The following is a 26,839-nucleotide window of genomic DNA, read 5'->3' as shown; positions in this document are numbered from 1 at the left end:
AGGAAAATAGCAGCATTTGACTATATCAAATTTAGACAGAATGCCGAAATTGGTAAATCTATTTGACGTATTAATCTGAATGTGTTATAATTATGTTACCAAAGGCAAAAAGCGCACAGGGCTTATATTTGTGCGGTATTCCCTAAATTATTATAGGAGGTCTTTACAATGAAAAAGAAGATCGTAGCAGGTCTGCTTTCAGCGACCATGCTTCTTGGCGCAGCAGAGGCACTTCCGAATGACTTTTTATCGGGTATAAGGAATGACATCACAGTAAGCGCTGCCGTTTCGGGCGACTTTGAATACAAGGTGCTCTCAGACGGCACTGCAGAGATCACCGGTTACAAGGGTTCATTCACGATCCTGACGATACCGGAAACGATCGGCGGTAAAACCGTTTCCAAGATCGGCGATCAGGCATTTTATATGTGCAAGCTAAAGCAGGTGTTCATACCCAAGACTGTAAAGACTGTCGGCAAGGACGCATTCAGAGAGTCGGCTTCTCTTAACAGTGTTACCTTCAAGGGCGGCACGACTACGATAGGCTCTTATGCATTCTACAAGTGCACAAACCTTACGAGCGTAAAGCTCTGCAGCGGCTTGAAAACTATTGACAACTATGTATTCTACGGCTGCACATCGCTTAAGAGCTTAGAGATACCGGATTCTGTAACGTCACTCGGCAGCTATCAGTTTGAAAACTGCTCATCGCTCAAGAGCGTTACACTGCCAAACGGCATCACTGAGATAAAGGACGACACATTTGCATGGTGTACAAGCCTTGAAAGCATAAGGATACCTGACAAAGTAAAATCTATCGGCTGGTGTGCATTCACATCATGCACGGGCTTAAAGCGTGCTATACTGCCCAACAGCTTAAAGACATTAGCTGATGATTCGTTCAACAGATGCACATCGCTCACAGCTATATCTTTACCGAACGGTCTGACGAAAATCGGCGACGGCGCATTTGAAAACTGCACAGGTCTTACAAGTGTAGCTATACCGAGCGCTGTTACAAGCATCGGCAAATACGCTTTCGGCTTCCTCCATGCTACAAAAGCCAAGGAGCACACAAAGTATGCCAAGGACTTTACTGTTTACGGCTACAACACGGTTGCAGAGAACTTCGCAAAGCAGTATAAATTCTCATACATAGATGCAAGGCTGACATCAGGCAAGGCAATAATACCCTGCGTGACCTGCACATACACAGGCCATGAGATAAAGCCGACTGTAACTGTCAAGAATGTTTACGGCAAGGTGCTCACAGAGGGCAAGCATTACACAACAAGCTATTCCAACAACAGAGAATGCGGCAAGGCAACAATAACTATCACAGGCACAGGCAATTACAGCGGCACTCTCACAAAGAACTTTACCATAACTGCTGCAAACATCAATAACACAACAATAACAGGCCTTAAGAACAAATACTACACAGGCAAGGCTGTAAAGCAGAACTTCACAGTAAAGCTCGGTAACGTTACTCTTGTAAACGGCACTGACTACACTGTATCCTACAAGAACAACACAGCTATAGGAAAAGCTACCATAACTCTTAAGGGCAAGGGCAACTACACAGGCACGGTAAGCAAGACTTTCAAGATATGCCCCAACAAGACAACTCTTAAGTCAGCCAAGAGCCCCAAGACAAAGCAGCTCAAAGTTACATACAGCAAGGTAAGCGGTGTAACAGGCTATCAGATAAAATACTCGACTTCCAAGAAGTTTACAAAGAAGACCACAAAGACTGCAAATGCAAAGGGCACTTCAAAGACGATAAGCAAGCTCAAAAAGGGCAAGGTTTATTACGTCAAGGTAAGGACTTACAAGACAGTGGGCGGCACTAAGTATTACAGCGGATACTCGAAGACTAAGAAGGTCACTATCAAGTAAGCCCAGGCGCCGTGGCGGTGACCGCCACGGCTAAAAGAATAAAGAATAAAGAAAAAAGAATAATGAATAATAAAGGTATCGACCTTCGGTCGATGATTTAAAATCATCGTAAGAGCCGATACCTTTTTTTATTTCTTATTTATTCTTTCTTCTTTATTCTTTTAGCAGGCGCTTAAAAAGCGCCTGCGCTGTTTATTCTATCGGCCAGGACTTAAGGTCGGGGAGCTCGTCGAGGGTGAGAACTCTGTCGTGGTTCATTATCTTCTCGAAGAATTCAAGAGAATTATGCTCGCAGCCGAGCTGGTAGTCCTTAAGTGCGAACTCGCCGTTCCATGTGCAGAAGAACGACCAGCGGATACCCTCGGACATACAGGGATCGGGGTCGGGGATACTGCCGTTCTCGGTCATGGCTATTATCTTCTTTGTGGGGGTGGTGGACTTGGTGTAATCCCAGAGGTTTTTCTGCGGTGAATGGTCGCCGTGTACTTCGGGGTAGCTGTCGTAGCCCATGATATCTACATACTCATCGCCGGGGTAGTAGTCAAGATTCTGGCCGTTCCACACCCAGATGAGGTTGTTGCAGTGGTGGACATTTGTGAGCCTGTCGTACATGAGCTTCCAGAGCTCCTTATACGCATCGGCACCGGACGAGCCCCACCAGAACCAGGGGTTGTTCCACTTCGGGTCGCCGCCGCCCTCGTGCAGAGGACGCCACAGCACGGGAACGTGGTGGTCATCAAGCTCCTGAAGATACATGGCTATCGAGTCGATATCCCTTATAAGAAGGTCGTAGCCCTCTTTATCCTCGCCGCTGAGTGCCTTGGCAAGGTTGAAATTCGTCTTGTCCTTATAAAAGCCTTCCCACCATGCAGCGCCGTTGTATTCAAGGTACGGCTCGGGGGCGTTCCAGTGCCAGCAGATAGTGACGATGCCGTTGCGGTTAAGATACCAGTCCTCAGCTGTCTCGACTATCAGCCCGGGGCTGGAGCCGTGCGCAACTCTGCTCGGGCTTGCTTCTATCAGGTCAAGACCCATTATTGCAGGGTATTTGCCGAGCTTATAGTCGTATTCGGAAAATTCTGCGCTGTCAACGCCTCTGTTATCGGCGGCGTACTGGCCGGAGATGATATACTTGCCGTAGACATCGCACATAAAGCTGTAGAGGCGCTTTGTCTCGTCGGTGGCGTTGGGGTTGCAAAGGGTCTTGTCTATCTCAAACTGCGTAAGATCGACCAAAGCTGCCGGCTTTATCTTTATGCTGTCGACAAAAAAGCTGCCTGTCTTTGCAGTGACGCCTATCTTGTGCTTGCCCTTGGTGAGCTTTATCTTCTCGGCGGCGACCTCGTGGAAGGTGTTGCCCTCGACTGTGAATGTCGTGACATTCTCGCCGTCAATGGTTATGAAGTTATCGCTCGTGCCGTTTGAAACGGCGGTGTTTATTATAAAATCATAGCTGCCGTCTGCCGGGAACTCGGCATCTATCTCAAAGCCCTCGTCCTTATTGCCGATAGCGGCATAGCCCTTGCCGGAGAAGCTGCCGTATCTGTCAAAGGAGAGGTTCTGGGTATTTTCGGACAGCTTGCCCTCCTCTGCTTCTAAAAACAGCTCGAAATCCTCGGGAACGTCGGACTTATTCTGTACATCGGAGAGGTCAAAGTCGCCCCTTGTCTCGGTCACGGGGTCGAGGGGGATAGTCTCACGCTCTCTTGTGGTAACTATAGCTGAGCTGTCATCAGTCTGTACGCTGTCGGCTGACGAGCTGCTATCGGCCTGACTGCTGTCTGATGATGAGCTGTCATTGCCGCAGCCGCAGGCGATCAGCATGACCGAAGCGGTAAGAGCGCAGATGGTTCTTTTTGCGTTTCTTTTCATAGAATGTGCTTCCTTTCATTGTGGTTTGTGCTTGAAAAACATTCTACCACAAATCGAAAAAATAGTCAATCAGTGTAAACGTTTGTAGATAAAAAAATTTTAGGTAATAGATAAAAAGATTAAATAATAGTAGAAAATAGAAAAGAAAGAGCGTAATAAAGAATAAAAGACAAAAAGGTTTTTGTCAAACTTTTTCCTCAAAAAAGTTTGCGGGTCAAGGGCAGAGCCCTTGCGTGGTTTGGAGCAGAGCTCCATATCGGCGGAGCCGACTTAGGCGGCGAACACAGTAAAGAAACGGCACGCACTATGCTTACGAAACACCATAACGAAGGAATATATTCGCCGCCCACCGCCGCAAACAGGGAGCCTGTGCCGAAGGCACAGTGCGGCCGCTTTTGCGGCCAGCCGCCGCCGGAGGCGGCGGCAAGCGAAGCGAGGCGAAGCCGAGCGAAGCGCCGGCGGCCGATGCCGAAGGGCGAGGCCGCTCCCCCCCCTCTCCTTTATAAGGAGAGGGGGACGGGGGGTGAGGTTCCCCCCCTCCTACACGAAGCAAGAAAAAAAGGCAGGAGCACCGCCGTGAAGCGACCCTCTTGCCTTGTTATCTTCGCAGGAATTTTTTGTATAGGAAATCTGTGAACCTCGTCGGCAGTATAAACATCATAAGCTGCGCTGTGACGGGTATCAGAAAATCCATAAGCGACGAAAAACCTGACTTGTATATCCTGTGACGTACTATGATGAACGACTTGGTGTTGTTCCAGTGCTTTTTGCGCCTGTAGCTCTTGGAGACACGGTATCTTACCAGCATCTTCGGCAGATTCTGCCCCTTGGCACCGCTCTGGAGCATCCTGACTGCAAACTCGTAGTCGGAGCACTGCGCAAGGTCGGAGTAACCCCCGGCTGCAAAGGCCTTCGATTTGCGGAAGGCGACCGTCTGACGGTTGAAGGGGTTGCGGCGCTTGGCGTACTGCATTATCTCCCTGTGGTGGAGAGGACACTTCTTGAGCGCTATGGCTTTGCCTGTCTCGCTGTCGAACTCCTCGACCCAGCCGCCGAGCATATCAAGCTCGGGGTCAAGCGCAAAAACACGCATCTGCGTCTCGCACCTGTCAGACTCGGATATATCGTCAGAATCCATCTTGACGATTATCTCCTGCTTGCAGGCGGCTATGCCAATATTGAGCGCAGCACCCAGCGTCATGTTCTCCTCTGTCCTTATTATACGGAAAATGCTTTTATACTCGCTCGCAAAGGACTTGGCTATTATATTCAGCTCATTTGTCAGCTTACCGTCACACACGAGCACAAAGTCGTCGGGCGGATAGGTCTGCATGAGCATACTTTCAAGACTGTCATTAAAATTTACAGGTATCTCCTTATCGTAAACGCACATGAGCACAGAATACGACGGGAGCTTGTCAAAAGAGCTTGCCATACCGAAGCAAAACACCTCCTTTATAAGAGGTATGAGGTGAGAGGTAAGGGGGAAAAATTCATCTCCCGTTACATCACTCAACTTATATCCTACACATTAAATTATATCACAAATCAGGCATTTTTGTCAATAGGTTTTAATGCAAATTGCACAAACGGCACTTGACAATTAGTGGATAAACTGGTATAATTATAGTGGTCTATTATCACTTTCAGGTATTATGGCCTGAAAACACACAACAAATACAATGACCACCGGAGGAATAAAATGTCAAACGAACAGAACACCCAGGAACAGCATGAAAAAATTATCAAGAATATGCTTGGATTTGTGCTCTTAAAGGACGCAAACCTTGACTGGCCACGCTTTTTCAAGGAGTTAAGAGAAAAGTGGCACTTAGATGTATCGGACGACGAGGTGAAGGACGGCTCGGTAGTGCTCAGGATAAACGATATGCTCGTTGCCTGCTCGCTGATGCCCAGCCCTGTGCCTGACCACGAGGCTGAAAACAACGCAAAAAACAGCGTTATGTGGACAAATGCAGCTGAGGAGGTAGCAAAGCACCAGGCTCACTGCATGATAGCTATAATGTCGAAAAACGGCACGCCTACAGACCAGGCAAAGCTCTTTGCTAAGGTAGCGGCTTCGATGCTGATACTTAAGAATGCCATAGGCATATACAAATTCCCGACCTGCTATCCTTGCGATTTCTATCTGAAGACCGCTGAGGTGATGCAGCACGGAGAATTCCCGACACCGATAGCTGTACACGTTGGTATGTATCTTACCGAGGGCGGCAAGATGAACGCTTACACCACAGGTATGCAGTTCTTCGGCAAGGACGAGTTCGAGGTAGTTGGCACTCTCGCTCAGCCGGGCTATCTTTACAGCTTTATGATAAGCGTTGCCGAGTATCTTATAACCGAAGACGAAACACTCAGGCCGGGTGAGACTATAGGCTTCACCGAGGAGCAGAAGCTGCCCTTAACAAAGAGCCCGGGCGCTGCTCTGCCGATCGAGACTATAAAGATAGGCTTAATGCAGGGATAAACTACTTACTGATACTTAACTTTACCACATTCACTAAACTGCTGCCTGCGAAAGAAGGCATAGGTTAAAATGAACGAAACTGACACCAGACCGAAAACCAAGGTAAGTAAGCTATACTCCGTATCATTCAGGCTGCCGGTACTGTTTGTACTGAGCGTGACGATAATCGTCGTGATATTTGTAAGCATACTTTATTACAGGTTCAGGACACGAATGATAGAGGAATACTCTCACATTGCCGAGGGCGCTACAAACCTCATGGCGGTAGAGCTTGACGGTGACAAGGTAGATGACTACATCGATAAGAACTTTGAGATGGAAGAATACGTCGAGATAAGGCAGCACTTTTACAACATCCGTGACAGCTACCCCGACATACTATATCTTTATGTATACCGTTTAGCGCCAGACGGGGGCACTGTCATATTCGATCTTGACAGTGTTGACGGCACTGAGGACGCAGGCGAGCCCGGCGAGCACTATGAATTTGAAGACACCTTCATGCAATACATAGACGACTTATGCGCCGGCAAGGACGTAGGCGGGATAACAGGCGAGACAGAGGACGGATATATGCTCACCTACTGCAAGCCGGTCTACGACAGCAAAGGCAAGCTGCAATGTCATGCCTGCGTGGATTTCTCGATGGACGAGCTGCACGAGGCAGATCTGAGATTCATATACAGCATAATCGCTGTGACAGGTGCATCGACGGTAGTTATAATGCTGTTCGTTATTATCAGGCTGCGCAAATACGTCACCGAGCCGCTCAACAAGATGTTCCGTGCGACTGAGAAGTTTGCTTTTGAGACGCAGGAGGATCACGAGAACAACATCAGGATCATGAAGGATCTTGACATAAACACCAAAAACGAGATAGAGCAGGTATACCGTGAATTCGTCTTTGTTATGGAGCAGAGCCTGCAATTCATGACCAACCTGAGCCAGGCACGCACTGACATAAAGCAGCGTGACGAGCAGATAGGCATGATAAGCGAGCAGGCATACCGTGATCCGCTGACGGGGGTAGGCAGCAAGGCGGCATACGCCAAGAAGGCGGCCGAGATAAACAATGCCGGCAGCGACATTGAGGATTTCGCAATTGCCATGATAGACATGAACGATCTCAAGATGATAAACGACAGGTTCGGGCACAAGGCAGGCGACAATTACATCAAGAACTGCTGCAAGCTGATATGCGATGCGTTCAAGCACTCGCCGGTATACCGCATTGGCGGTGATGAATTTGTCGTGATACTGACAGGGCGTGATTTTGAAGAACGCAGCCGCTGCATCTCGGAGCTAAGGGCTGCATTTGACGAACGCTATGACAACGAAGCGCTTGACCCTTGGGAGAGGTGTTCGGCAGCGATAGGCATTGCCGACCACTCATCTGATGACAGTTCACTTGAATTTGTTTTCAAGCGTGCTGACAAGGCGATGTACAAGGACAAGAAAGATTTCAAGGACAAGCACGGCAGTTACAGGTAAGAAAGAGCACTTCTGTAATCAGAAGTGCTTTTTTAATGCATAATTTAGAATGCATTTCCGAAGGGTCGAGGTGGCGCATGAGCCCCTCGTGTACCCTCGGAGAGCGAGAGTGCGACCTTGAAGGTAAGCAACCCCTACAGAATAGCTTCAAGGGTAGTCTCTCGCTAATCCTACGCTACGGATAGGGGGGCTTTCCGGTCGCCCCCCTGCGGCAGCGGAGCTGCCGCTCACCCCCTTCGGGTGAATAGCCCTACGATTTTAACAATAACGTCAGGTCAGCACGCCCGAATGGGCATAAGCGGCGCAGCCGCACCGCAACTATTCACTATTCATTCTTCACTATTCACTATTCACTGAGCGCAGCGTTTCCGCCCGAATGGGCATCTCGTCGGCGTAAGCCAAGTTATGCGAAGCGAAACTTGCGTCCTTTAAGCCTTTGGCTTAAAGACAATACACCACAACTGTTACCTGTTACCTGACCAAGCGCCGCACCGCAACTCCACAATTATGCATTATGCATTCTTAATTCTGCATTTTTAATTGTCCCAAACTTGCCAATACATACAAAAACAGGGCACCCGGGGGTGCCCTGAAATTTGTAGCTTATTACTTGTTGAGTCTTGCCTCGATCTTGTCGAGCTGGTCATAAAGTGCCTGGGGGATGTGACCGCCCTTAGCCTTGATGTCCTCATCATAGTAACGGCGCATCTCCTTGATCTCTGCCTTCCAGAGGTCAACGTCGATGTCGAGGAGCTTATCCATGATCTCAGGAGTTACCTCGTCCTCGATGCCTGTTACGTTGATATCCTCAGGCTTAGGAACAAAGCCGATAGGAGTCTCAACAGCGTCAACTGTGCCTTCACATCTCTTGATGATCCAGTCGAGAACTCTCATATTGTCGCCGAAACCAGGCCAGATGAAGTTGCCGTTCTCGTCCTTCTTGAACCAGTTAACGTTGAAGATCTTAGGAGCCTTATCGCCGAGTATCTCGCCCATTTCGAGCCAGTGAGCCCAGTAGTCGCCTACGTTATAGCCGATGAAGGGCTTCATAGCCATAGGATCGTGACGGAGCACGCCTACTGCACCTGTAGCAGCAGCTGTTGTCTCAGAAGAAACAGCAGAGCCTACATATGTACCGTGTACCCAGTCGAAGGACTGATATACGAGGGGAGTTGTCTTCTCACGTCTGCCGCCGAAGATCATAGCTGTTACAGGAACGCCCTCGGGGTTATTGAACTCAGAAGATATGCAGGGGCAGTTCTCAGCAGGAGCTGTGAATCTGGAGTTGGGGTGAGCGAGCTTCTCACCTTTTGCTGTATACTCAACGCCGTTTACCTCAGCGCCCTTCCACTCGATAGCGTTTACAGGCGGGTTCTTATCAAGACCCTCCCACCAGGGAGTCATTGTATCCTTATTTATTGCAACGTTTGTGAATATCGCATTCTTCTTTGTAGATGCAAGTGCATTGTAGTTGGACTTAGCATTTGTACCCGGTGCAACGCCGAAGAAGCCGTTCTCAGGGTTGATAGCGTAGAGTCTGCCGTCCTTGCCGGGCTTCATCCAAGCGATATCGTCGCCGACTGTCCATACCTTATAGCCCTGCTCTGTATAGAACTTCGGAGGAATGAGCATTGCAAGGTTTGTCTTACCGCAGGCAGACGGGAATGCTGCTGTGATATACTTAACATCGCCGTCAGGCTTCTGAACGCCTAAGATAAGCATATGCTCAGCCATCCAGCCCTCGTTCTTACCCTGGAAGGAAGCGATCCTCAGAGCGAAGCACTTCTTACCGAGCAAAACGTTACCGCCGTATGCGGAGTTTATCGAGCAGATAGTATTGCTCTCAGGGAACTGAACGATATATCTCTTTTCAGGGTCAACGTCAGCCTTGGAGTGGAGACCTCTTACGAAGTCATCAGAAGTATCGCCTAAGTTCTCGAAAGCCTTAGCGCCCATTCTTGTCATGATATCCATATTAAGTACAACATAGATAGAGTCAGTTACCTCAACGCCTACCTTTGCAAGAGGTGAACCGATAGGACCCATGGAGTAGGGGATAACATACATTGTTCTGCCCTTCATAACGCCGTCATACATAGGCTTGAGCATATTCCACATCTCATCGGGATCCATCCAGTTATTTGTAGGGCCAGCGCCCTCCTTTGTCTTTGTGCAGATAAATGTTCTGTCCTCAACTCTTGCAACGTCGTTGGGGGCAGTTCTGTGATACAGGCAGCCGGGATACTCGTCCTGATTCATGAGTATCATCTCACCTGTGCTGAGAGCCTCATCTCTGAGTGCCTTAAGCTGCTCATCAGAGCCATCGATCCACACTACCTTATCAGGCTGTGTGAGAGCTACCATTTCATCGACCCACTTATTAACGTTAGGGTTCTTAGTTAAACTTGCCATTTTATTGACTCCTTTCGGTAATTTGGAAATTGAGTTACAAAAAACCCACAAATTCCCCTATATAACATTATACCCTAATACCGCAGCTTTGTCAACAGCAAATTTGTTAATAAATCCTGCGATAAATGTCCGGGGTTTTGCAGGAAACACAGGACTTTCCTGCAATATCTTTACATAAAAAAACAACCCCCGCATAAAGCGCAGGCGCATTTGCGCCTGCTAAAAGAAGAAAGAATAAAGAAGAAAGAATAAAGAATAATAAAGGTATCGACCTGCGGTCGATGATCTAAAATATCATCGCCGAAGGCGATACCTCTATTTTTATTTCTTATTTATTCTTTCTTCTTTATTCTTTTAGCAGCGGCGCATATATAGCCTGATATGCAAATACTTCTTTACCGCCGCTGCGCATAAGTCAGTGGTGTTATTACTCAGATCAAAGAACTCTTACTCTTACAACGCCGTCGATAGCCTTGATAGCATCAACATCAGCATCGCCCTTGACATCGAGCATTGTAACAGCCCAATCCTTCTTGGACTTATTTACCATATTCTCGATATTTGCGCCCTTATCAGCAACAGCGCCTGTGATCTGTGTGATAAGTGCAGGGATATTCTTATGGAGAACGCATACGAGCTTATCAGCGGTCTTTACAAGCTCTGCATTCGGGAAGTTTACGGAATTCTTTATTGTGCCTCTCTCGATATAGTCGATAAGCTCATCTGCTGCCATTACAGCGCAGTTATCCTCAGACTCCTCAGTAGATGCGCCGAGGTGGGGGATAGCTACAACGTTCTCAACGCCGAGAACTTCATCAGACGGGAAGTCAACAACATATCTTGCTACCTTACCTGTGCCAAGTGCTGCAACGATAGCCTCACCGTTTACGAGCTCGCCACGAGCGAAGTTAAGGATCCTTACGCCGTCCTTGCAGAGTGCAAGTGTCTCGGCATTGATAGTATCCTTAGTATCTGCATTGAAGGGGAGGTGGAGGGATATATAGTCGCTCTGAGTATAGATATCGTTGATATTCTTTGTTACCTTTACCTGGGGCTTGAGGTTAAGAGCTGCGCCTACGGAAAGGAACGGGTCATAGCCGATAACGTTCATACCGAGGGAGATAGCGATATTAGCGAGCTTACCGCCGATAGCGCCAAGGCCGATAAGACCGAGTGTCTTACCCATTATCTCATTGCCTGCGAAGTTAGACTTACCTTTTTCTACGAGCTTGCCTACCTCATCGCCCTGGCCCTTAAGAGTCTTAGCCCAGTCGATAGCCTCGGGGATCTTTCTGGAAGCAAGGAGAAGGCCGCACACTGCGAGCTCCTTAACAGCGTTTGCATTAGCGCCGGGGGTATTGAATACCACGATACCCTGCTCAGCGCACTTATCAACGGGGATATTGTTAGTACCTGCGCCGGCTCTTGCGATAGCAAGGAGGTTATCCTTGAATTCCATATCGTGCATCTTAGCAGATCTTACCATTACTGCCTCAGGTGCATCGCAGTTATCTGTTACTGCATAGTCTGCGCCGAACTTGCTTGTGCCGCAGGCAGCTATCTTATTGAGTGTCAATACGTTTATCATCTGTATCATATCCTTTCAGAAATATTATTATAATCAATCAGCGCAGGGCGGTCTGCCCCACGCCGATCTGAAATATATTCGGTAATTACGAATTTTCTGCTTCAAACTTCTTCATGAACTCTACGAGCTTTTCTACGCCCTCGATAGGCATAGCGTTATAGATAGAAGCTCTCATACCGCCAACTGTTCTGTGACCCTTAAGGTTCTCAAAGCCGGCAGCCTTAGCCTCAGCTACGAACTTCTTATCAAGCTCCTCATCGCCTGTTATGAAGGGAACGTTCATGAGCGAACGGTCTTCCTTAACAACTGTGCCCTTGAACATCTTGCTCTCGTCAAGGAAATCATAGAGGATCTTAGCCTTCTTCTCGTTATGAGCCTTCATGCCCTCAAGGCCGCCCATCTTCTTGATCCACTTGAACACCTTACCGCAGATATAGATACCGTAGCAGGGAGGTGTATTATAGAGAGAGTCATTATCAGCCTGGATCTTCCAGTCACACATTGTAGGTGTCTGCTTGAATGCAGGGCCGTCAGCGATAAGGTCTTCTCTTACGATAACGATCTGAACACCGGCAGGACCAACGTTCTTCTGAACGCCGCCGTAGATAACGCCGTACTTAGTAACGTCTACAGGCTCGGAAAGGAAGCAGGAGGATACGTCTGCTACGAGCTCATGGCCCTTTGTATTGGGGAGCTGCCAGAACTTTGTACCGTAGATAGTATTGTTCTCGCAGATATATACATAGTCAACATCCTCAGGGATATCGAGGTCGGAGCAATCAGGGATATAGCTGAATGTCTTATCAGCGGAGGAAGCAACTCTGACAACCTCGCCGTACTTCTCAGCCTCAGCAGCAGCCTTCTTAGCCCACTGACCTGTGATGATGTATGCAGCCTTACCCTTCTTCATAAGGTTCATCGGAACCTCTGCGAACACGAGGGAAGCACCGCCCTGTAAGAATATTACCTTATAGTTATCGGGAATATTCATAAGGTCTCTGAGGTCAGCCTCAGCTTCCTTGATTATGGCATCATAAGCCTTTGAACGGTGGCTCATCTCCATAACGCTCATGCCTGTGCCCTTATAATCGAGCATTTCCTCTGCAGCCTCTTTGAGCACTTCCTCGGGAAGCACGGCAGGGCCTGCACTGAAGTTATAAACTCTACCCATTATTAAAACCTCCAATATATTTTTTAATACCCTTTTATTATAATACTTTTACCCCCCAAAGTCAAGAGGACACAGGGGGGTTTTACAATTTTTTTGCAATTTTGGGGAAGGGATTATGCATTTTTCATATTACAGTTTTTTCAGTTGTTTTGTCATATCCCGTCTGCCATAAATTATTCTGATAACATAGATCTTTCTTTTCTCTTTATCATACAGATAAACGCATACATACTCACCGATATACTTTTTTCTGAATTCTCCTTTTGGCAGGAATTCATTGTTCAGCAGTTCACCGCTTTCTGGAAACATACAGGCTTCCTCAGTGACTTTTTCAAACTTATCAAGAAAATCTGCGGCTGCTTTTTTATCACCAAGGGTAAGAGAGATATATCTTACCGTTTCATCAAGGTCAGCCGCAGCTTTATCCGTCAATTCATAATCACAAGCCATATTTACTCCTTATTTCGCTGACAGTTTTCCTACCGTCTGATGTTTTTCCTGCATTAAGGTCTGCAAGACCCTCGGTAACAAGGCTTGCTTCATACATCTTCTGCATTGTGCGCTCATAGTATTCAATATCCATAACAACAAGTCTGCCATAGCCGTTTTTTGTTATGAACACAGGGCCGTTTTCCTCTGCACAACGGCGCTCTATCTCGACTGTATTTTTTAGTTCTCTTATTGGTATTATCTGCATGGCTCAACACCCCTTTCATTCTGTGACTATATTATACCCCAAATTCAGCCACAAGTCAATAGTAAAAAATTATCCCCGAACAAGTCGGGGATAACATTATTACTTATTCATCATCATCAGGCTCATTGCTCTCGCCGAGGTCTTCATTCTCGGGGTCTGCAACGTCTTCCTCGCCGTTATCTTCAACTGCGGTTATCTCTGCATCTTCCTCATGCTCGGTTCGGGTGAAGGCCACTACCTTCTCGTTTTCTCCCACACGCATAAGGCGGACACCTGTTGCATATCTGCCCATGATACGGATATCACAAGCACGGAGTCTTATAATTATACCGTCTGAGGATATCATGATTATATCATCGGTATCGTCAACGACCTTGATGCCGCAGACATAGCCCTTGGTATCTGACGTCTTATAGTTGAGCATACCGAAGCCGCCACGGTTCTGTATCCTGTAGCTTTCAAGTGCGCAGCGTCTGCCAAGACCCTTTTCGGTGACTGTGAGCACAGCTGCACCCTCTCTTACTCTTGCCATAGAAACAACGTGGTCGCCGGAACGCAGCTTGATAGCCTTTACACCGTGAGCCTGACGTGACATCTGTCTGATACAGGTCTCCTCGATGCGGATCGCCATACCGTTACGGGTAGCTATGATAAGCTGGTTATCGCCGTAGGTAAGGCGTGCACCCATTATCTCGTCGTCTTCGTCAAGGCCGATTGCGATAAGGCCGTTCTTGCGGACGTTCTTATAGAGCGAGAGCGCTGTTCTCTTTATCTTGCCGGACTTTGTGACCATGACAAGATACTTGCCCTCGGCAAAGTCCTCAGTCTTTATCATCTGAGCTACCTTTTCGCCCTCGGAGAGGGGAAGGATATTGACTATATTATTGCCCTTTGCGCTCTTTGAGCCCTCGGGGAGCTCATAGCATTTAAGGCGGTACATAAGACCCTTATTCGTGATAAAGAGGATATTATCGTGCGTCGAGCATACAAACATCTCCTCAACGAAGTCCTCCTCACGCTGCTTCATGCCCTGAACGCCCTTACCGCCACGCTTCTGCGCCTTATATGCGCTTATTGCGGTACGCTTGATATAGCCGTTATGGGTATATGTAACAACGCTTTCCTCAACGGGGATAAGGTCTTCGATATCTACCTCGCCGCTGACGTTCTCGATAGAAGTCCTTCTGCCGTCGCCGAACTTATCTCTTATCACCTGGAGCTCATCAAGGATTATCCGGAGCACTCTGTCGTGGTTTGCAAGGATATCCTCAAGGTCTTCTATACGAGCCTTGAGCTCAGCCAACTCGTCGATGAGCTTCTGACGCTCCATACCGGTGAGCTTGCCGAGAGTCATCTGAACGATATGCTCTGACTGTATCTCTGAAAGGCTGAATTCATCGCACAGGCGCTGTTTACCTTCGGGGATACTCTTTGATGTTTTTAGTATCTCGACAACTCTGTCGATATTATCAAGGGCTATCACAAGACCCTCGACTATATGAGCACGCTCCTTGGCCTTTCTGAGGTCAAACTGCGTTCTTCTTGTTATGACATCTACCTGGAAATCAAGATACTGCTCCAGGCACTGCTTGAGTGTGAGCACCTTCGGCACGCCGTCAACAAGGGCGAGCATGATAACGCCGACAGTATCCTGAAGCTGTGTGAAGCTGAAGAGCTTATTCAAAACTACCTGTGCTATAGCGTCCTTTTTAAGCTCGATGACTATACGTATGCCGACTTCCTTATCGGATTCATCACGCAGATCATGTATACCCTCGATACGCTTATCCTTTACAAGGTCAGCAATAGAGGAAACAAGGCGTGATTTATTTACCATATAGGGTATCTCGGTAACGACGATACACTCTCTGCCCTTTATCTCCTCGATATTGGTGACAGAGCGCAGGGTTATCTTACCACGACCTGTGCCATAGGCTGCCCTGATGCCGGCTCTGCCCATGATGATACCGCCTGTAGGGAAGTCAGGCCCCTTGATACAGGTCATAAGTTCATCAAGTGTTGCGTCGGGGTTCTCAACTAAGAGTTTAAGTGCATCTATTACTTCATTTAAGTTATGCGGGGGGATATTTGTCGCCATGCCGACTGCTATACCCGTAGAACCGTTACATAAAAGGTTCGGGAAGCGTGAGGGGAGCACTGTGGGCTCTTTGAGTCTGTCGTCATAGTTAGGCTGGAAATCGACTGTTTCCTTATTGATATCGGTAAGCATATTGACCGACATCTTAGCCATTTTAGCTTCCGTGTAACGGTAAGCAGCAGGCGGGTCGCCGTCAATGGAACCGAAGTTACCGTGACCGTCTACCATAGGGTAGCGCATAGAGAACTTCTGAGCCAGACGAACGAGCGCATCATAAACGGAAGCATCACCGTGAGGGTGATATCTGCCGAGCACCGAGCCTACTGTATCGGCGCACTTTCTGTAAGGCTTATCGGGGGTTATACCGTTTTCAAAAAGGGTATAGAGTATTCTTCTGTGAACGGGCTTTAGGCCGTCCCTTACATCGGGGAGCGCACGGGATACTATAACTGCCATTGAATACTGAAGAAAGCTCTCTCGCATAAGGCCTTCAATATCGGTATCTATAACAGTTGAATTTTCATCAAACACCTTGTATTTTCACTCCTTTTCAATCAGCTGACTGACAGTTTTGTTTCGTATTCTTCGCCCAGCTTTTCTCTGAATTTATCACCGAGCTCCTTTGAGATGTTCTCATCAAAGCATCTCTTGGGCAGGACATATATCGTGTCCTTTTTAAGAATGAGGATATACATATCTATATTCTCTATGACGTGTATCTCTGTTTCACCGAAGGTGACTACTCTCGGCTTGACTACGGGTATCTCCTCGTCCTCATCAAACTCGCTCTCGTCAAGTATTGTCTCAATAGAAAAGCGGTCGTCATAGAGGGTGAAGATATACTTATCATTTTCAAGCACCTTAAGAGCCTGCAAAAGAGACTTTCTTATCTTGAAGGTATTGAACCATATGACAAATATGAAAGCAAGGCTTACAAACATGAGCACGGGGTTTAAATATTCCTTCGGGTCTCTTATGAATGACACCAGAAACAGCAGTGCGACTATGCCGAAAAGCACAGTCTTTATTATATTGCCCTTATAGACATATTTTTTCTGAAATGCCGTGAAGGCCTGTTCCTCCTCGGAGTTTTTGACATTATACTCAAACGAGAGGAGTATCCCTTCAAGGGCTTTATTTTCATTTTCTGACAAACTGACACTTCCTTTATACATCAAGATCCTTTGCATACTGGGCGTTCTGCTCGATAAATTCCTTTCTCGGGCCTACCTTATCGCCCATGAGGACTGTGAATGCCTCGTCTGCCTTGATAGCGTCTTCCATTGTGACTCTGAGCATTATCCTTGTTTTAGGATCCATAGTCGTCTCCCAAAGCTGCACGGGATCCATCTCACCAAGACCCTTATAGCGCTGGACGTCTACCTTAACAGCACCGTCGTTTGAGAGCTCTGCTATATATTTATCTCTTTCATCATCAGAGAAGGCGTATCTTGTCTGCTTGCCACGGGACACCTTAAAGAGCGGAGGCTGTGCGATATACACATGACCCTCGTCGATAAGAGGACGCATAAAGCGGAAGAAGAAGGTAAGCAGCAGTGTTCTGATATGCGAGCCGTCGACATCGGCATCGGCCATGATTATTACCTTGCCGTAGCGCAGCTTGTTGATATCAAATTCATCACCGATAGATGTACCCAAAGCGGTAACGACGGTGAGCAGCTTTTCTGAGCTGTAGACCTTATCTATTCTTGCTTTTTCTACATTGAGCGTCTTGCCCCAGAGGGGGAGGATAGCCTGGTAGCGTCTGTCACGGCCTTCCTTAGCGGAGCCGCCCGCAGAGTCACCCTCGACTATATATATCTCGGTCTGCTCGTTATCTCTTTCAGAGCAGTCAGCGAGCTTTCCGGGGAGTGAAGCGGATTCAAGAGCGGACTTACGCTTTCTTGTGAGGTCTCTTGCTCTCTTTGCAGCTTCTCTTGCTTCCTTTGCCTTGATGCTCTTTTCAAAGATAAGGCGTGCTGTTTCGGGGTTTTCATCGAGATAGTTCATGAGCTTTTCGTTGACTATCTTTTCTACGAAGGGCTTTACCTCGGGGTTGCCGAGCCTGCCCTTTGTCTGACCCTCGAACTCACAGTTTGTGAGCTTGACTGAAACTATTGCTGTAAGGCCTTCGGTGACATCGTCGCCGTTGAGTCTTTCGCCGTCCTTTAAAAGGCCGAAGTTCTTGCCGTATTCATTGAGCACCTTAAGAAGTGCTGTACGGAAGCCCTTATCGTGCGAGCCGCCGTCAGGGGTATGGATATTATTTGCAAAGGAGAGCACAAGCTCGTTATAGTCGTCGTTATACTGCATAGCTATCTCGGCAAAGGAATCGCCGTCAACGCCGTTTACATATATAACGTCATCAGAGAGCGGAACTACACCCTTGTTCTTATGTATGAACTTTACAAACTCCCTGATACCGCCCTCATAGTGGAGAGTTTCGCTTATCAGATTATCGGGATCACGCTCATCTGAGAAAACTATCTTGATACCTGCGTTAAGGAAAGCCTGCTCACGGAGTCTCTTAAGCAGCACCTTATATTCATAGACTGTGGATTCTAAGAATATCTCGCCGTCAGCCTTGAACTTGACTGTTGTACCTGTACGGTCAGTCTTGCCTATTATTTTGAGCTGCTCGGTATAATGGCCTCTGTCAAAGTGCTGGAAGTGGATATTCTCGCCGTCATAGACGGTTATCTCAAGCCACTCGGAAAGGGCGTTAACGACTGATGCACCAACGCCGTGCAGGCCGCCTGCGACCTTATAACCGCCGCCGCCGAACTTACCGCCTGCGTGCAGCACCGTATAAACGACAGTTGCTGCTGAAATGCCTTCCTTGGGGTGGATACCTGTAGGGATACCACGGCCGTTATCGGAGACTTCTATAACATCTCCGGGAAGTATCCTGACATTTATCTCAGTACAGAAGCCTGCGAGGGCTTCATCTATAGCGTTATCAACTATCTCATAAACAAGGTGGTGAAGACCCTTGGGGCCTGTTGAGCCGATATACATACCCGGGCGCTTTCTTACGGCTTCAAGGCCTTCGAGCACCTGTATCTGGTCGGCACCGTAGTCGCTGTCTTTATCGACCTGAGTTGCCTTTATCTCCTCGTTGAGTATGTTTTCTTCTTCGTTCAGATTCAATTTATTGCACTCCCTTCGGTACAATGCACAATGCATAATGCATAATGCATTAAATCAATATCCTCTTTTAAAGCGTTTTAACAGTGTTGCGCAGGATATACGGCTTATATATATCCTCTCGGTGAGGTCTTCATCCAATGTGACTACAAAGCTCTTTGGCATATCGTAGGTACAGTAGACTATCTTCTTGCCTTTTTTTTCGGCGTTGTTAAGAAAATCCCTCGTTATCTTAGACACGGAGGAGCCCTCGATATCAAATATGCCTACTATCTCTTTTGATGATATACTTATCTCATTTCCGAGGTGGAGCAGCATTTTGTATTTTCACCCTTCCGTTTTCTATGATATACAGGCTGCCTTCTGACGAGCTTATAAGCTCATTCATATCGCAGCAGGTGATGAATACCTGCATATCGCTTATCTTATTTATCACAAATTCCTGTCTTGACCGGTCAAGCTCGCTCATGACATCATCAAGCAGTATCACCGGCGGATCGTCTGTTTCCTCAGTTAAGATATACGCCTGAGAGAGCTTTAGCACGAGCGCTGTCGAGCGGTGCTGACCCTGGGAGGCATATTCTCTTATCGAGATGCCGTTTATAGTGCCGCTCAGGTCATCACGGTGGATACCCTTTGTGGTGAAGCCGAGCTTTATATCGTCATTTTTTGCTTCTTCAAGCATTTTAAGATACTCAGGCGCAAGGTCTGACACATAATCTGTCCTGCCTTCGAGAGTATCAAAGACTGTTGACTGGTAGAAAAGAGACAGCTTCTCTCTGCCCTTTGAGATATCATCAAAAAGGCGTGAAGCGTATGTGTCGAGCTTTTTGGTATAGTTATATCTCATCATGGAGATATAAGCGCCGAGCTTTGAGAGCTGTATATCCCAGACTTCGAGATCGTCTCTTTCAGACCTGCCGAAGGCTATATTCTTAAGCAGGGTATTACGCTGCTCCAGGATACTGTTATAGCGGTTGACGACAGATGCATATGTGCTTTTTATCTGCGAGATACAAAGATCGACAAACTGCCGTCTGTTATCAGGCGAGCCTTTTGAAAGAGAGAGATCTTCCGGTGTGAATACTACACATCTTAGCTTGCCAAAGAGCTTTGACATATAAGGCAGTTTTACGCCGTTAAGCAAGATACGCTTATTCTTTATATCCTGTCTTATGACTGAAAGGTCTATCTTCTGCTCTCTGATATCATTTTCAAAGCCTATGGTGATGTCTGCCCTGTCGCCGTCAAGAGCTATCATATCCCGATCCTTGGTAGAACGGAAGCTGCGCACTCCTGTACAGAGCCAGATAGCTTCGATAAGGTTTGTCTTGCCCTGGGCATTCTCACCCATGAGGATATTCATTTCCTTATGAGGGGTGATATCTATATCTTTGAGATTTTTAAAGCCCGAGCAGCAAAGTGAAGTTATCTTCATTTTTCTACCACTATCTCGGTATCTATCTCAGGAATCTGCACTTTGTCGGCTTCGGTTATCTTCTTGCCACGCATCGTGCAGACTTCACCGTTTACTTTTATCCTGCCCTCTTTGACTATGAGCTTTCCGTCAGCGCCTGTTTCAACAAGGCCTGCGAATTTGAGCAGCGAATCGAGCTTTATATGATCTGTTTTTATCTTGACTTTTATTTCTTTCATAGCTTTCAGTTCTGTTTAAGACGTACAGGAAGTACGAGGTATGTAAAATGCTCGCCGTTCATAGGAACTATCTTCATAGGAAGCAAACTGCCGCCCATCTGGAGCTTTACCTTTTCATCATCGAGAACCTTTAAAGGCTCGACAAGATACTTACACTTAAAGCCTATCTCCATAACAGGTCCTGTGATATCGGCGTTCATCTCGTCGTTGAACTTACCCATATCGCCGGCACAGGAGAGCTTTATCTCGCCGTTTTCAAAGTGGCATCTGATAGGTGTCGGGACCTTTTCAGAGATAACGAGCATTGCTCTTTCAAGGCAGGTGATGAGTTCTTTTCTGTTTACCTCGACCTCTGTTGTGAAATTCTTGGGTATTGCGCTCTCATAGGGGTGGAACTCGCCTTCAAGAAGTCTTGAATAGACAAGGTAATTATCTATCTCAAAGATTATATGCTTTTCTGACAGATACATCTGGCAGAAATCATTCTCGTTGTCTGAGAGGAGCTTTGCCACCTCAGCAAGGCTCTTTGAAGGAACTACAAATCTTGCCACGTCGTCAAACTTGATAGCCTCACGTCTTACAGCGAGTCTGTAGCCGTCTATCGCTACCATAGTAAGGGTATTCTTCTGTATCTCAAAAAGCTCGCCCTTAAGTATCGGCTTTGCCTCAGAAACTGCGACTGCGAACTTTGTCTGTTCTATCATAGCCTTTAAAACAGGCTGGGAGATAGTCATGACTTCCTTTGTCTCCTTCTCGGGGAGCTCGGGGTATTCCTCACCGTCAACAGCTGAGATATTATAGGAAGCGCTGCCGCTTGATATGGTGATGTGGAAGCTCTCGGTTATCTCAAAGAGTATATCCTCCTCAGGCATATTCTTGATGATATCTGAAAGAAGGCGTGGTTTGAGAATGAATGTACATTCATCATCAGAATTTACAAGCACTGATGTTCTTATACCTATTTCGAGGTCGTAGCCGGTAAGCTCTAAAAGGCTGCCGTCAAGGTGGAATTTCATTCCTTCAAGGAGAGGATTTGCAGAGCGCTCTGCAACACCCTTTGATACATTATTGACAGCATCATAGAGAGCTTTCTTTTTACATAAGAATTTCATATGAAGGTTCCTTTCTGTATGAAAGTATGATGATATATAGACGATGGTCTGTGTGTTTAAAAGAGAGAAGAGGGTGAGGGAGAAAACACAAAAAACTATGTGTATATATCTTTATTTGTTAGTATTATTAGTAGAGCCTGTTTAAAGTGTTGAAAGATGAATGCAGGCCCCGAAAAACCAGCGGGCGGGGTATGGGGGAAGATTGTTTGACGGATCTTGATAAAATGTTGAAATATTTAATGGGTTTGAAATGTCAGTAAAATGTTTGTTGAATGTTAGGTTATTTGTTGAGAAGTGGCGGTTTTTAAACTTTTTTCTGACCTTAAACGTTTAAGGTCACCGCCTGCCCTTACATTACAGGGGCAGATCGTTGTTTAAAGTGTTTAAACAATAGTTTAAAGTATTAAAAATCAGACACAAGGAAAAAACTGGGTGCTGAGATCACTTTTCTTTGAGATTATTGATTATCTCATTGACATTTTCTTTGAGCTGAGCGTTTTCCTTGAGCATATTGCAGGCATCCTGATAGTGGAGGGTCATAGTCGAGTGGTTCTTGCCGAGCTCGTCGCCTATCTCCTGATATGTCATATTCTTTACCTGCTTTAGCACATATATAGTTATCTTTCTTGCAAGGGATACATTTGCACGCCTGTTTGTCGAGCGTATCTCCTCGGGGGATACCTTGAACATTGCTGCAACGTCGCTTATTACTCTGTCAACTGTTATCTCGGCAGGCTGGTTCTCGACCATCATCTCTCTGATAGCACGCTGGGTCATAGCCATTGTAGGCTGCTCGTTGGTATATGCAGCTATTGCCTTGATAAGGTTGACTGTGCCCTCCAGGTGTCTGATATTGGTCTTTATCTTCTCAGCGATAAGTCTTGCTATCGGGTCTGAGAGCTGAAGACCTACAAGCTCGGCCTTTCTCTTGACTATCGCCATTCTCGTTTCAAAGTCAGGCGACTGGATATCGACAGGCACGCCCTTTAAGAAACGTGAACGTATCCTCTCTTCAAGTCTTGACATTCTCGAAGGAGCTATATCAGAGGTGAGGACTATCTGATTTCCTGCGTTATAGATATCGTTGAAGGTATGGAAGAATTCTTCCTGAGTAGCTTCCTTGCCGGCAATAAACTGCACGTCATCGACGAGCAGGATATCGGCATTACGGTATTTTTCATGGAACTCTATCGTTGAGTTATTCTGTATAGCCTTTACTATCTCGTTTGTGAAGCTCTCGCCTGTGGTATAGATGATATTCATATTGGGGTTATTTTTCTTTATCTCATGGACAATAGCCTTCATAAGGTGTGTCTTGCCAAGGCCTGAGTCGCCGTAGATAAAGAGGGGGTTGAATATCGAGCTTGAATCGACGTTCTTGTTCTTATTATACTTATCAGCCACAGCTATCGAGAAAGCAAGTGCGAGCTCGTTTGATTTACCCTTTACGAAGTTTTCAAAGGTAAGGGCATCGGCTTCACTGTTATCGCCGTAGATATCGGTGATACGCTTTATTGCCTCGTCGTCTTCCTTTTCCTCCTCGTCCTTTATAAGGATATTGAGCTCGACCTCAAAGCCGAGAGTATTATAAAAGCCCTCTTTTATTATATCGCCGTAGTTATCAAGAACTGTCTTTCTTGCAAACTCATTCTCGGCGTAAAGGTAAGCCACGTTATTTTCGAGTTTATAGGGCTCTAAGACATTTATCCATTTATTGAAGCCTATATCACTTATGGTTGGATAGTTACGGCAAAAGCTCTTTACAAGCTCAAAAACATCACCGAAAGATTCCATTTTATACCTCCGTTATATTACACAAATTTCCAAAAATGTATTTAAACAAACATTAAGCCAGTTTACTTATCTATTATATCACAAACACAGAAAAATTTCAAGTATTATATATTATAAATAGTATCTCTATTTGAAAACATTTTTTGGCGGCAGAGAAATATCATAACAATATTATCCACTTTACAATATTCTGATTGACAATGATAAAATAATAGTATATAATAATAATACCCTACACCATACTGCACATGAAAAAAGGTATCAGCATGAAAAGGACAAGCATCTTACTAACAGCACTTATAATAATCATGGCAGCTATACTGACAGCCTGCTCGGTCAATACATCGGAGGACAGCTCAAAGACAGCGCAGGAATATGCGCAGGAAAAGCAGGAGGAGATACTCAAATGCTTTGAGGACGGCGACAAGCAGGGCATAAAGAAAATGATGTGCAAATACGCCACAGACAATGACAGCGAGCTTGACAAGGAGATAGAAGAGGCATTCTCTTTCATAGACGGAAAGATAAAGGCAACACAAAGGCCAGTATGAGCGGCGATGATGACAACAAGCAGTACAACGCCTACACTCAGAAGATAGTCACCGAGTCGGGCAAGGAATACAAGATCAGCTTTGACGGCTGGTACAAATGCAAGGATAATTCAGACAAAGAGGGCGTAATGCTGATAAAGGTGATAGACACCTTAGTCAAGGTCGATCCTGCAAAGGAAGACAAGGACAACGGCATCTACAACATAGGTATAAAGGAAAAATAAATGGATATATGGGAATACTACGATGAGCTTATGCTCATAGACCGGCAATACGGGCAGGAGGAAGACTTATACTACATCATCAACAGGGTGATAAGGGAAACTCTGCCTGAATACATGACTGTACGAGATATACACAACATGGCTCTGCCCTCTGAGAGGGTGTTAAGAGAATTGCCGGGGAGAGAGTGTTTCACGGCGTTCGGGCAGGTGCCTGACCTGGTGATAGTAGACAAGAGGTTTGACCAGAGCAGGGAAGGACAGAGGCAGTATATCTACGGCTGCGTCGAGATAAAGAAGTTCAAAAATGACAACAGCGTTGAAAGGATAGTTGAAAGCTTAGGCAGCAGTCTTGACACGCTGAGGATACAAAAGAGAACTAAGCTCATAGCCTCTAAGGACAGCAATGTAAAGAAAAAGGTGACAGAGACTGTTATCATGAAAAACAACAAGCCTGTGACTGACAAGGGAGAGGCCGAGGTATTAAGAGAGCTCATACACTTCAAGAAAATGATACTGACCGACGGGATAAGGTGGTATTATCTTAAGATAGACAGAGCTTACAGAAAAAAGAGCCGGGAAAAGAGCATGGTCAAGGACATAATAAAGAGCGTTATCGGAAGCGACTGGCTGATAAAGGTAGAAGGATTCAGCGTTGAGAAAAAATGCGATTTATCCGGCATTACAGATAATTTCAGGGCAAGGGAAAAATACCACTGGAAGGAATTCAACAATCTGTATTTAAAAAAGGTAAAATGGAAATAAAAACGCTCTTTCTTTGAGCAAAACAGCAAGTAAAGCCCCGTTTAGCGCAGGCGCAATAAAGAAGTTTTTATTCCGACACTTCTGCTGTATCACGGCAGAAGTGTCTTTGCGTTACTTAGTACAGCGCCTGCTAAAAGAAAAAAGAAGAAAGAATAAATAAGAAATAATAATCAAGGTATCGCCTGCGGCGATATATTTTGAAATATGTCCGCAAAGCGGACACATTGTTTATTCTTTATTCTTTCTTCTTTATTATTTATTCTTTTAGCGGTGGCACATACAAAGCTGTAATTGTCAAATACTTCTTTATCGCCACCGCACTTTTCAGGGGCTTTTTTTATACATAAGGGTAGGTATAAGTCAAATTGCTTGACAAATGACTTAGTTTATTATATAATGAAGGGTAGATTATTTTAATAAGGAGATAAAGCTATGAAGAATACCGAAAAGACAATGGATAAAATAGTTGCTCTTTGCAAGGGCAGAGGCTTTGTTTACCCCGGCAGTGAGATCTACGGCGGTCTTGCTAACACATGGGATTACGGCCCGCTTGGCGTTGAGCTCAAAAACAACATAAAGAATGCCTGGAGAAAGAAGTTCATTCAGGAGAACAAATACAATGTAGGCCTTGATTCGGCTATACTCATGAACCCTCAGACATGGGTGGCTTCCGGTCACTTAGGCGGCTTTTCCGATCCGCTCATGGACTGCAAGGAGTGCAAGACAAGGCACAGAGCCGACAACCTCATCGAGGATTTTGACGGCACTAACGTTGCCGGCTGGTCAAACGATCAGATGATGGATTACATCAAGGAAAAGAGCATTCCCTGCCCCAACTGCGGCAAGCACAATTTCACAGACATAAGACAGTTCAACCTCATGTTCAAGACCTTCCAGGGCGTAACTGAGGATTCAAAGAACGAGCTTTATCTGCGTCCTGAGACTGCACAGGGCATATTCGTAAACTTCTCGAACATTCAGAGAACATCGAGAAAGAAGATACCCTTCGGTGTTGCACAGGTCGGCAAGAGCTTCAGAAACGAGATAACACCCGGAAACTTCATATTCCGTGTAAGAGAGTTTGAGCAGATGGAGCTTGAATTCTTCTGCAAGCCCGGCACAGACCTTGAGTGGTTTGACTACTGGAGGAGCTTCTGCCGTGACTGGCTGCTTTCCCTTAACATCAAGGAGGAGAACTTAAGGCTCCGTGACCACGACAAGGAGGAGCTCTGCTTCTACTCTAAGGCTACGACTGACTTTGAATACCTCTTCCCGTTCGGCTGGGGCGAGCTGTGGGGCGTTGCTGACAGAACAGACTACGACCTGACACAGCACATAAACACAAGCGGCAAGAAGCTCGACTACTTGGACGAGGAGTCGGGCGAGAGATACATCCCTTACGTTATCGAGCCCTCGCTCGGTGTTGAGAGACTTTTCCTCACAGTTATAACAGAGGCTTACGACGAGGAGAACATCGGCACAGAGGAAAAGCCTGACGTAAGAACAGTTATGCACTTCCACCCGTATCTTGCACCCTTCAAGGCTTGCGTACTTCCGCTTTCCAAGAAGCTCGACGAGCAGGCAAGCAAGATATACGAAGACCTTTCAAAGAAATTCAACGTAGATTACGACGTTGCAGGCTCTATAGGCAAGCGTTACCGCCGTCAGGACGAGATAGGCACACCTATCTGCGTGACATATGACTTTGACTCTGTAGAGGACGGCTGCGTGACAGTCCGTGACAGAGACACTATGGAGCAGGAGAGAATAAAGATAGAAGACCTCGCAGCATACATCGAAAAGAAGATAGAATTCTAATTCAATGAAACAGCACCCCTCTTGAAAAAGATATTTTTAAGGGAATCACTAAAGCCCCTTTG

22 protein-coding genes are annotated in these 26,839 nt (G+C 46.3%); 7 read left to right on the top strand and 15 right to left on the bottom strand.

Translation table 11 applies throughout. The annotated features are described in order from the left end of the window. Positions 1-168 precede the first annotated feature (168 nt). Positions 169-1,899 (top strand): leucine-rich repeat domain-containing protein, encoded by a 1,731-nt coding sequence (locus CD05_RS20085; RefSeq protein ID WP_051589051.1) that lies wholly within the window; start codon positions 169-171, stop codon positions 1,897-1,899. A gap of 192 nt (positions 1,900-2,091) precedes the next feature. Here CD05_RS20085 and CD05_RS0114455 read toward each other — a convergent pair whose 3' ends face one another. Beyond that, the gene (locus CD05_RS0114455; RefSeq protein WP_028511077.1) at positions 2,092-3,771 is read right to left on the bottom strand and encodes a glycosyl hydrolase; all 1,680 of its coding nucleotides are present in this window, start codon (positions 3,769-3,771) and stop codon (positions 2,092-2,094) included. A gap of 598 nt (positions 3,772-4,369) precedes the next feature. Continuing rightward, positions 4,370-5,206, bottom strand: coding sequence for a glycosyltransferase (locus CD05_RS0114450; RefSeq protein ID WP_028511076.1), 837 nt, complete (start codon positions 5,204-5,206; stop codon positions 4,370-4,372). A 267-nt stretch (positions 5,207-5,473) separates the two neighbouring features. Between CD05_RS0114450 and CD05_RS0114445 the strand changes: the two genes are divergently transcribed. Together CD05_RS0114445 and CD05_RS0114440 are read left to right on the top strand one after the other, a co-directional pair. Next, positions 5,474-6,256, top strand: coding sequence for a DUF4261 domain-containing protein (locus CD05_RS0114445; RefSeq protein WP_028511075.1), 783 nt, complete (start codon positions 5,474-5,476; stop codon positions 6,254-6,256). Between the two features lie 69 nt (positions 6,257-6,325). Further along, a complete protein-coding gene (locus CD05_RS0114440) occupies positions 6,326-7,747 on the top strand; it encodes a GGDEF domain-containing protein (protein WP_028511074.1) in 1,422 nt (473 codons plus the stop codon). A 606-nt stretch (positions 7,748-8,353) separates the two neighbouring features. Here the strand turns inward: CD05_RS0114440 and CD05_RS0114435 are convergent. The 13 genes from CD05_RS0114435 to dnaA all read right to left on the bottom strand — a co-directional run bounded on the left by CD05_RS0114435 (position 8,354) and on the right by dnaA (position 23,422). Next, a complete protein-coding gene (locus CD05_RS0114435; protein ID WP_028511073.1) occupies positions 8,354-10,159 on the bottom strand; it encodes a phosphoenolpyruvate carboxykinase (GTP) in 1,806 nt (601 codons plus the stop codon). Between the two features lie 436 nt (positions 10,160-10,595). Then, positions 10,596-11,747: a 3-phosphoglycerate dehydrogenase family protein gene (locus tag CD05_RS0114430; protein ID WP_028511072.1), complete on the bottom strand. Its 1,152-nt coding sequence runs from the start codon at positions 11,745-11,747 to the stop codon at positions 10,596-10,598. A gap of 85 nt (positions 11,748-11,832) precedes the next feature. Next, positions 11,833-12,918, bottom strand: a complete 1,086-nt coding sequence (gene serC / locus CD05_RS0114425; RefSeq protein WP_028511071.1) for a 3-phosphoserine/phosphohydroxythreonine transaminase — start codon at positions 12,916-12,918, stop codon at positions 11,833-11,835. Between the two features lie 129 nt (positions 12,919-13,047). Then, positions 13,048-13,368, bottom strand: a complete 321-nt coding sequence (locus CD05_RS18910) for a type II toxin-antitoxin system RelE/ParE family toxin (protein ID WP_037323055.1) — start codon at positions 13,366-13,368, stop codon at positions 13,048-13,050. Further along, positions 13,358-13,615 (bottom strand): type II toxin-antitoxin system prevent-host-death family antitoxin, encoded by a 258-nt coding sequence (locus CD05_RS0114415; RefSeq protein WP_028511070.1) that lies wholly within the window; start codon positions 13,613-13,615, stop codon positions 13,358-13,360. Before CD05_RS0114415 ends, CD05_RS18910 begins: the two co-directional genes overlap by 11 nt. A 103-nt stretch (positions 13,616-13,718) precedes the next feature. Next, the gene (gene gyrA, locus CD05_RS0114410; protein ID WP_028511069.1) at positions 13,719-16,244 is read right to left on the bottom strand and encodes a DNA gyrase subunit A; all 2,526 of its coding nucleotides are present in this window, start codon (positions 16,242-16,244) and stop codon (positions 13,719-13,721) included. 23 nt (positions 16,245-16,267) lie between these two features. Beyond that, positions 16,268-16,867 (bottom strand): hypothetical protein, encoded by a 600-nt coding sequence (locus tag CD05_RS18905; RefSeq protein ID WP_051589050.1) that lies wholly within the window; start codon positions 16,865-16,867, stop codon positions 16,268-16,270. A gap of 13 nt (positions 16,868-16,880) precedes the next feature. Then, on the bottom strand, positions 16,881-18,899 hold the full coding sequence (gyrB, locus tag CD05_RS0114400) for a DNA topoisomerase (ATP-hydrolyzing) subunit B (protein ID WP_037323053.1): 2,019 nt from the start codon (positions 18,897-18,899) through the stop codon (positions 16,881-16,883). 18 nt (positions 18,900-18,917) lie between these two features. Continuing rightward, a complete protein-coding gene (locus tag CD05_RS0114395; protein WP_028511067.1) occupies positions 18,918-19,178 on the bottom strand; it encodes an extracellular matrix/biofilm biosynthesis regulator RemA family protein in 261 nt (86 codons plus the stop codon). Then, entirely contained in the window at positions 19,156-20,298 is a 1,143-nt protein-coding gene (gene recF, locus CD05_RS0114390) for a DNA replication/repair protein RecF (RefSeq protein ID WP_028511066.1), read from the bottom strand. Before recF ends, CD05_RS0114395 begins: the two co-directional genes overlap by 23 nt. After that, positions 20,295-20,516: an RNA-binding S4 domain-containing protein gene (locus CD05_RS0114385; RefSeq protein WP_028511065.1), complete on the bottom strand. Its 222-nt coding sequence runs from the start codon at positions 20,514-20,516 to the stop codon at positions 20,295-20,297. The genes recF and CD05_RS0114385 overlap by 4 nt, the downstream gene beginning before the upstream one ends. 5 nt (positions 20,517-20,521) lie before the next feature. Beyond that, positions 20,522-21,628 carry a DNA polymerase III subunit beta gene (gene dnaN, locus CD05_RS0114380; protein ID WP_028511064.1) on the bottom strand — a complete coding sequence of 369 codons (1,107 nt, stop codon included), beginning with the start codon at positions 21,626-21,628 and terminating at the stop codon, positions 20,522-20,524. A gap of 441 nt (positions 21,629-22,069) precedes the next feature. Further along, on the bottom strand, positions 22,070-23,422 hold the full coding sequence (gene dnaA, locus CD05_RS0114375) for a chromosomal replication initiator protein DnaA (RefSeq protein WP_028511063.1): 1,353 nt from the start codon (positions 23,420-23,422) through the stop codon (positions 22,070-22,072). A 266-nt stretch (positions 23,423-23,688) separates the two neighbouring features. On the opposite strand from dnaA, the gene CD05_RS0114370 reads away from it, so the two are divergent. The 4 genes from CD05_RS0114370 to CD05_RS0114355 all read left to right on the top strand — a co-directional run bounded on the left by CD05_RS0114370 (position 23,689) and on the right by CD05_RS0114355 (position 26,777). Continuing rightward, positions 23,689-23,973 (top strand): DUF5104 domain-containing protein, encoded by a 285-nt coding sequence (locus CD05_RS0114370; RefSeq protein WP_028511062.1) that lies wholly within the window; start codon positions 23,689-23,691, stop codon positions 23,971-23,973. Beyond that, the gene (locus CD05_RS0114365; RefSeq protein WP_028511061.1) at positions 23,970-24,197 is read left to right on the top strand and encodes a hypothetical protein; all 228 of its coding nucleotides are present in this window, start codon (positions 23,970-23,972) and stop codon (positions 24,195-24,197) included. The genes CD05_RS0114370 and CD05_RS0114365 overlap by 4 nt, the downstream gene beginning before the upstream one ends. After that, entirely contained in the window at positions 24,198-24,959 is a 762-nt protein-coding gene (locus CD05_RS0114360; protein WP_028511060.1) for a hypothetical protein, read from the top strand. It abuts the gene before it with no gap. Positions 24,960-25,391: 432 nt separating this feature from the next. Further along, positions 25,392-26,777: a glycine--tRNA ligase gene (locus CD05_RS0114355; RefSeq protein ID WP_028511059.1), complete on the top strand. Its 1,386-nt coding sequence runs from the start codon at positions 25,392-25,394 to the stop codon at positions 26,775-26,777. Positions 26,778-26,839: the final 62 nt, after the last annotated feature.

This window comes from Ruminococcus sp. NK3A76 (genome assembly GCF_000686125.1).
In the GTDB taxonomy this organism is placed as follows: domain Bacteria; phylum Bacillota; class Clostridia; order Oscillospirales; family Ruminococcaceae; genus NK3A76.
The sequence above is the reverse complement of the archived record's forward strand: the minus strand, read 5'-3'. Positions and strand labels throughout refer to the sequence as shown.

Excerpts from the sequence above, each read along its gene's own strand:
- CD05_RS0114415 (WP_028511070.1), bottom strand. The coding sequence starts at position 13,615 with ATGCAGATAATACCAATAAGAGAACTAAAAAATACAGTCGAGATAGAG.
- CD05_RS0114370 (WP_028511062.1), top strand. The coding sequence starts at position 23,689 with ATGAAAAGGACAAGCATCTTACTAACAGCACTTATAATAATCATGGCA.
- dnaN (WP_028511064.1), bottom strand. The coding sequence starts at position 21,628 with ATGAAATTCTTATGTAAAAAGAAAGCTCTCTATGATGCTGTCAATAAT.
- CD05_RS0114445 (WP_028511075.1), top strand. The coding sequence starts at position 5,474 with ATGTCAAACGAACAGAACACCCAGGAACAGCATGAAAAAATTATCAAG.
- CD05_RS0114450 (WP_028511076.1), bottom strand. The coding sequence starts at position 5,206 with ATGGCAAGCTCTTTTGACAAGCTCCCGTCGTATTCTGTGCTCATGTGC.
- CD05_RS0114395 (WP_028511067.1), bottom strand. The coding sequence starts at position 19,178 with ATGCTGCTCCACCTCGGAAATGAGATAAGTATATCATCAAAAGAGATA.
- CD05_RS0114365 (WP_028511061.1), top strand. The coding sequence starts at position 23,970 with ATGAGCGGCGATGATGACAACAAGCAGTACAACGCCTACACTCAGAAG.
- CD05_RS0114435 (WP_028511073.1), bottom strand. The coding sequence starts at position 10,159 with ATGGCAAGTTTAACTAAGAACCCTAACGTTAATAAGTGGGTCGATGAA.
- recF (WP_028511066.1), bottom strand. The coding sequence starts at position 20,298 with ATGAAGATAACTTCACTTTGCTGCTCGGGCTTTAAAAATCTCAAAGAT.
- gyrB (WP_037323053.1), bottom strand. The coding sequence starts at position 18,899 with ATGCATTGTGCATTGTACCGAAGGGAGTGCAATAAATTGAATCTGAAC.
- CD05_RS0114430 (WP_028511072.1), bottom strand. The coding sequence starts at position 11,747 with ATGATAAACGTATTGACACTCAATAAGATAGCTGCCTGCGGCACAAGC.
- serC (WP_028511071.1), bottom strand. The coding sequence starts at position 12,918 with ATGGGTAGAGTTTATAACTTCAGTGCAGGCCCTGCCGTGCTTCCCGAG.
- dnaA (WP_028511063.1), bottom strand. The coding sequence starts at position 23,422 with ATGGAATCTTTCGGTGATGTTTTTGAGCTTGTAAAGAGCTTTTGCCGT.
- CD05_RS0114355 (WP_028511059.1), top strand. The coding sequence starts at position 25,392 with ATGAAGAATACCGAAAAGACAATGGATAAAATAGTTGCTCTTTGCAAG.
- CD05_RS18910 (WP_037323055.1), bottom strand. The coding sequence starts at position 13,368 with ATGGCTTGTGATTATGAATTGACGGATAAAGCTGCGGCTGACCTTGAT.
- CD05_RS0114440 (WP_028511074.1), top strand. The coding sequence starts at position 6,326 with ATGAACGAAACTGACACCAGACCGAAAACCAAGGTAAGTAAGCTATAC.
- CD05_RS0114385 (WP_028511065.1), bottom strand. The coding sequence starts at position 20,516 with ATGAAAGAAATAAAAGTCAAGATAAAAACAGATCATATAAAGCTCGAT.
- CD05_RS0114360 (WP_028511060.1), top strand. The coding sequence starts at position 24,198 with ATGGATATATGGGAATACTACGATGAGCTTATGCTCATAGACCGGCAA.
- CD05_RS0114455 (WP_028511077.1), bottom strand. The coding sequence starts at position 3,771 with ATGAAAAGAAACGCAAAAAGAACCATCTGCGCTCTTACCGCTTCGGTC.
- CD05_RS20085 (WP_051589051.1), top strand. The coding sequence starts at position 169 with ATGAAAAAGAAGATCGTAGCAGGTCTGCTTTCAGCGACCATGCTTCTT.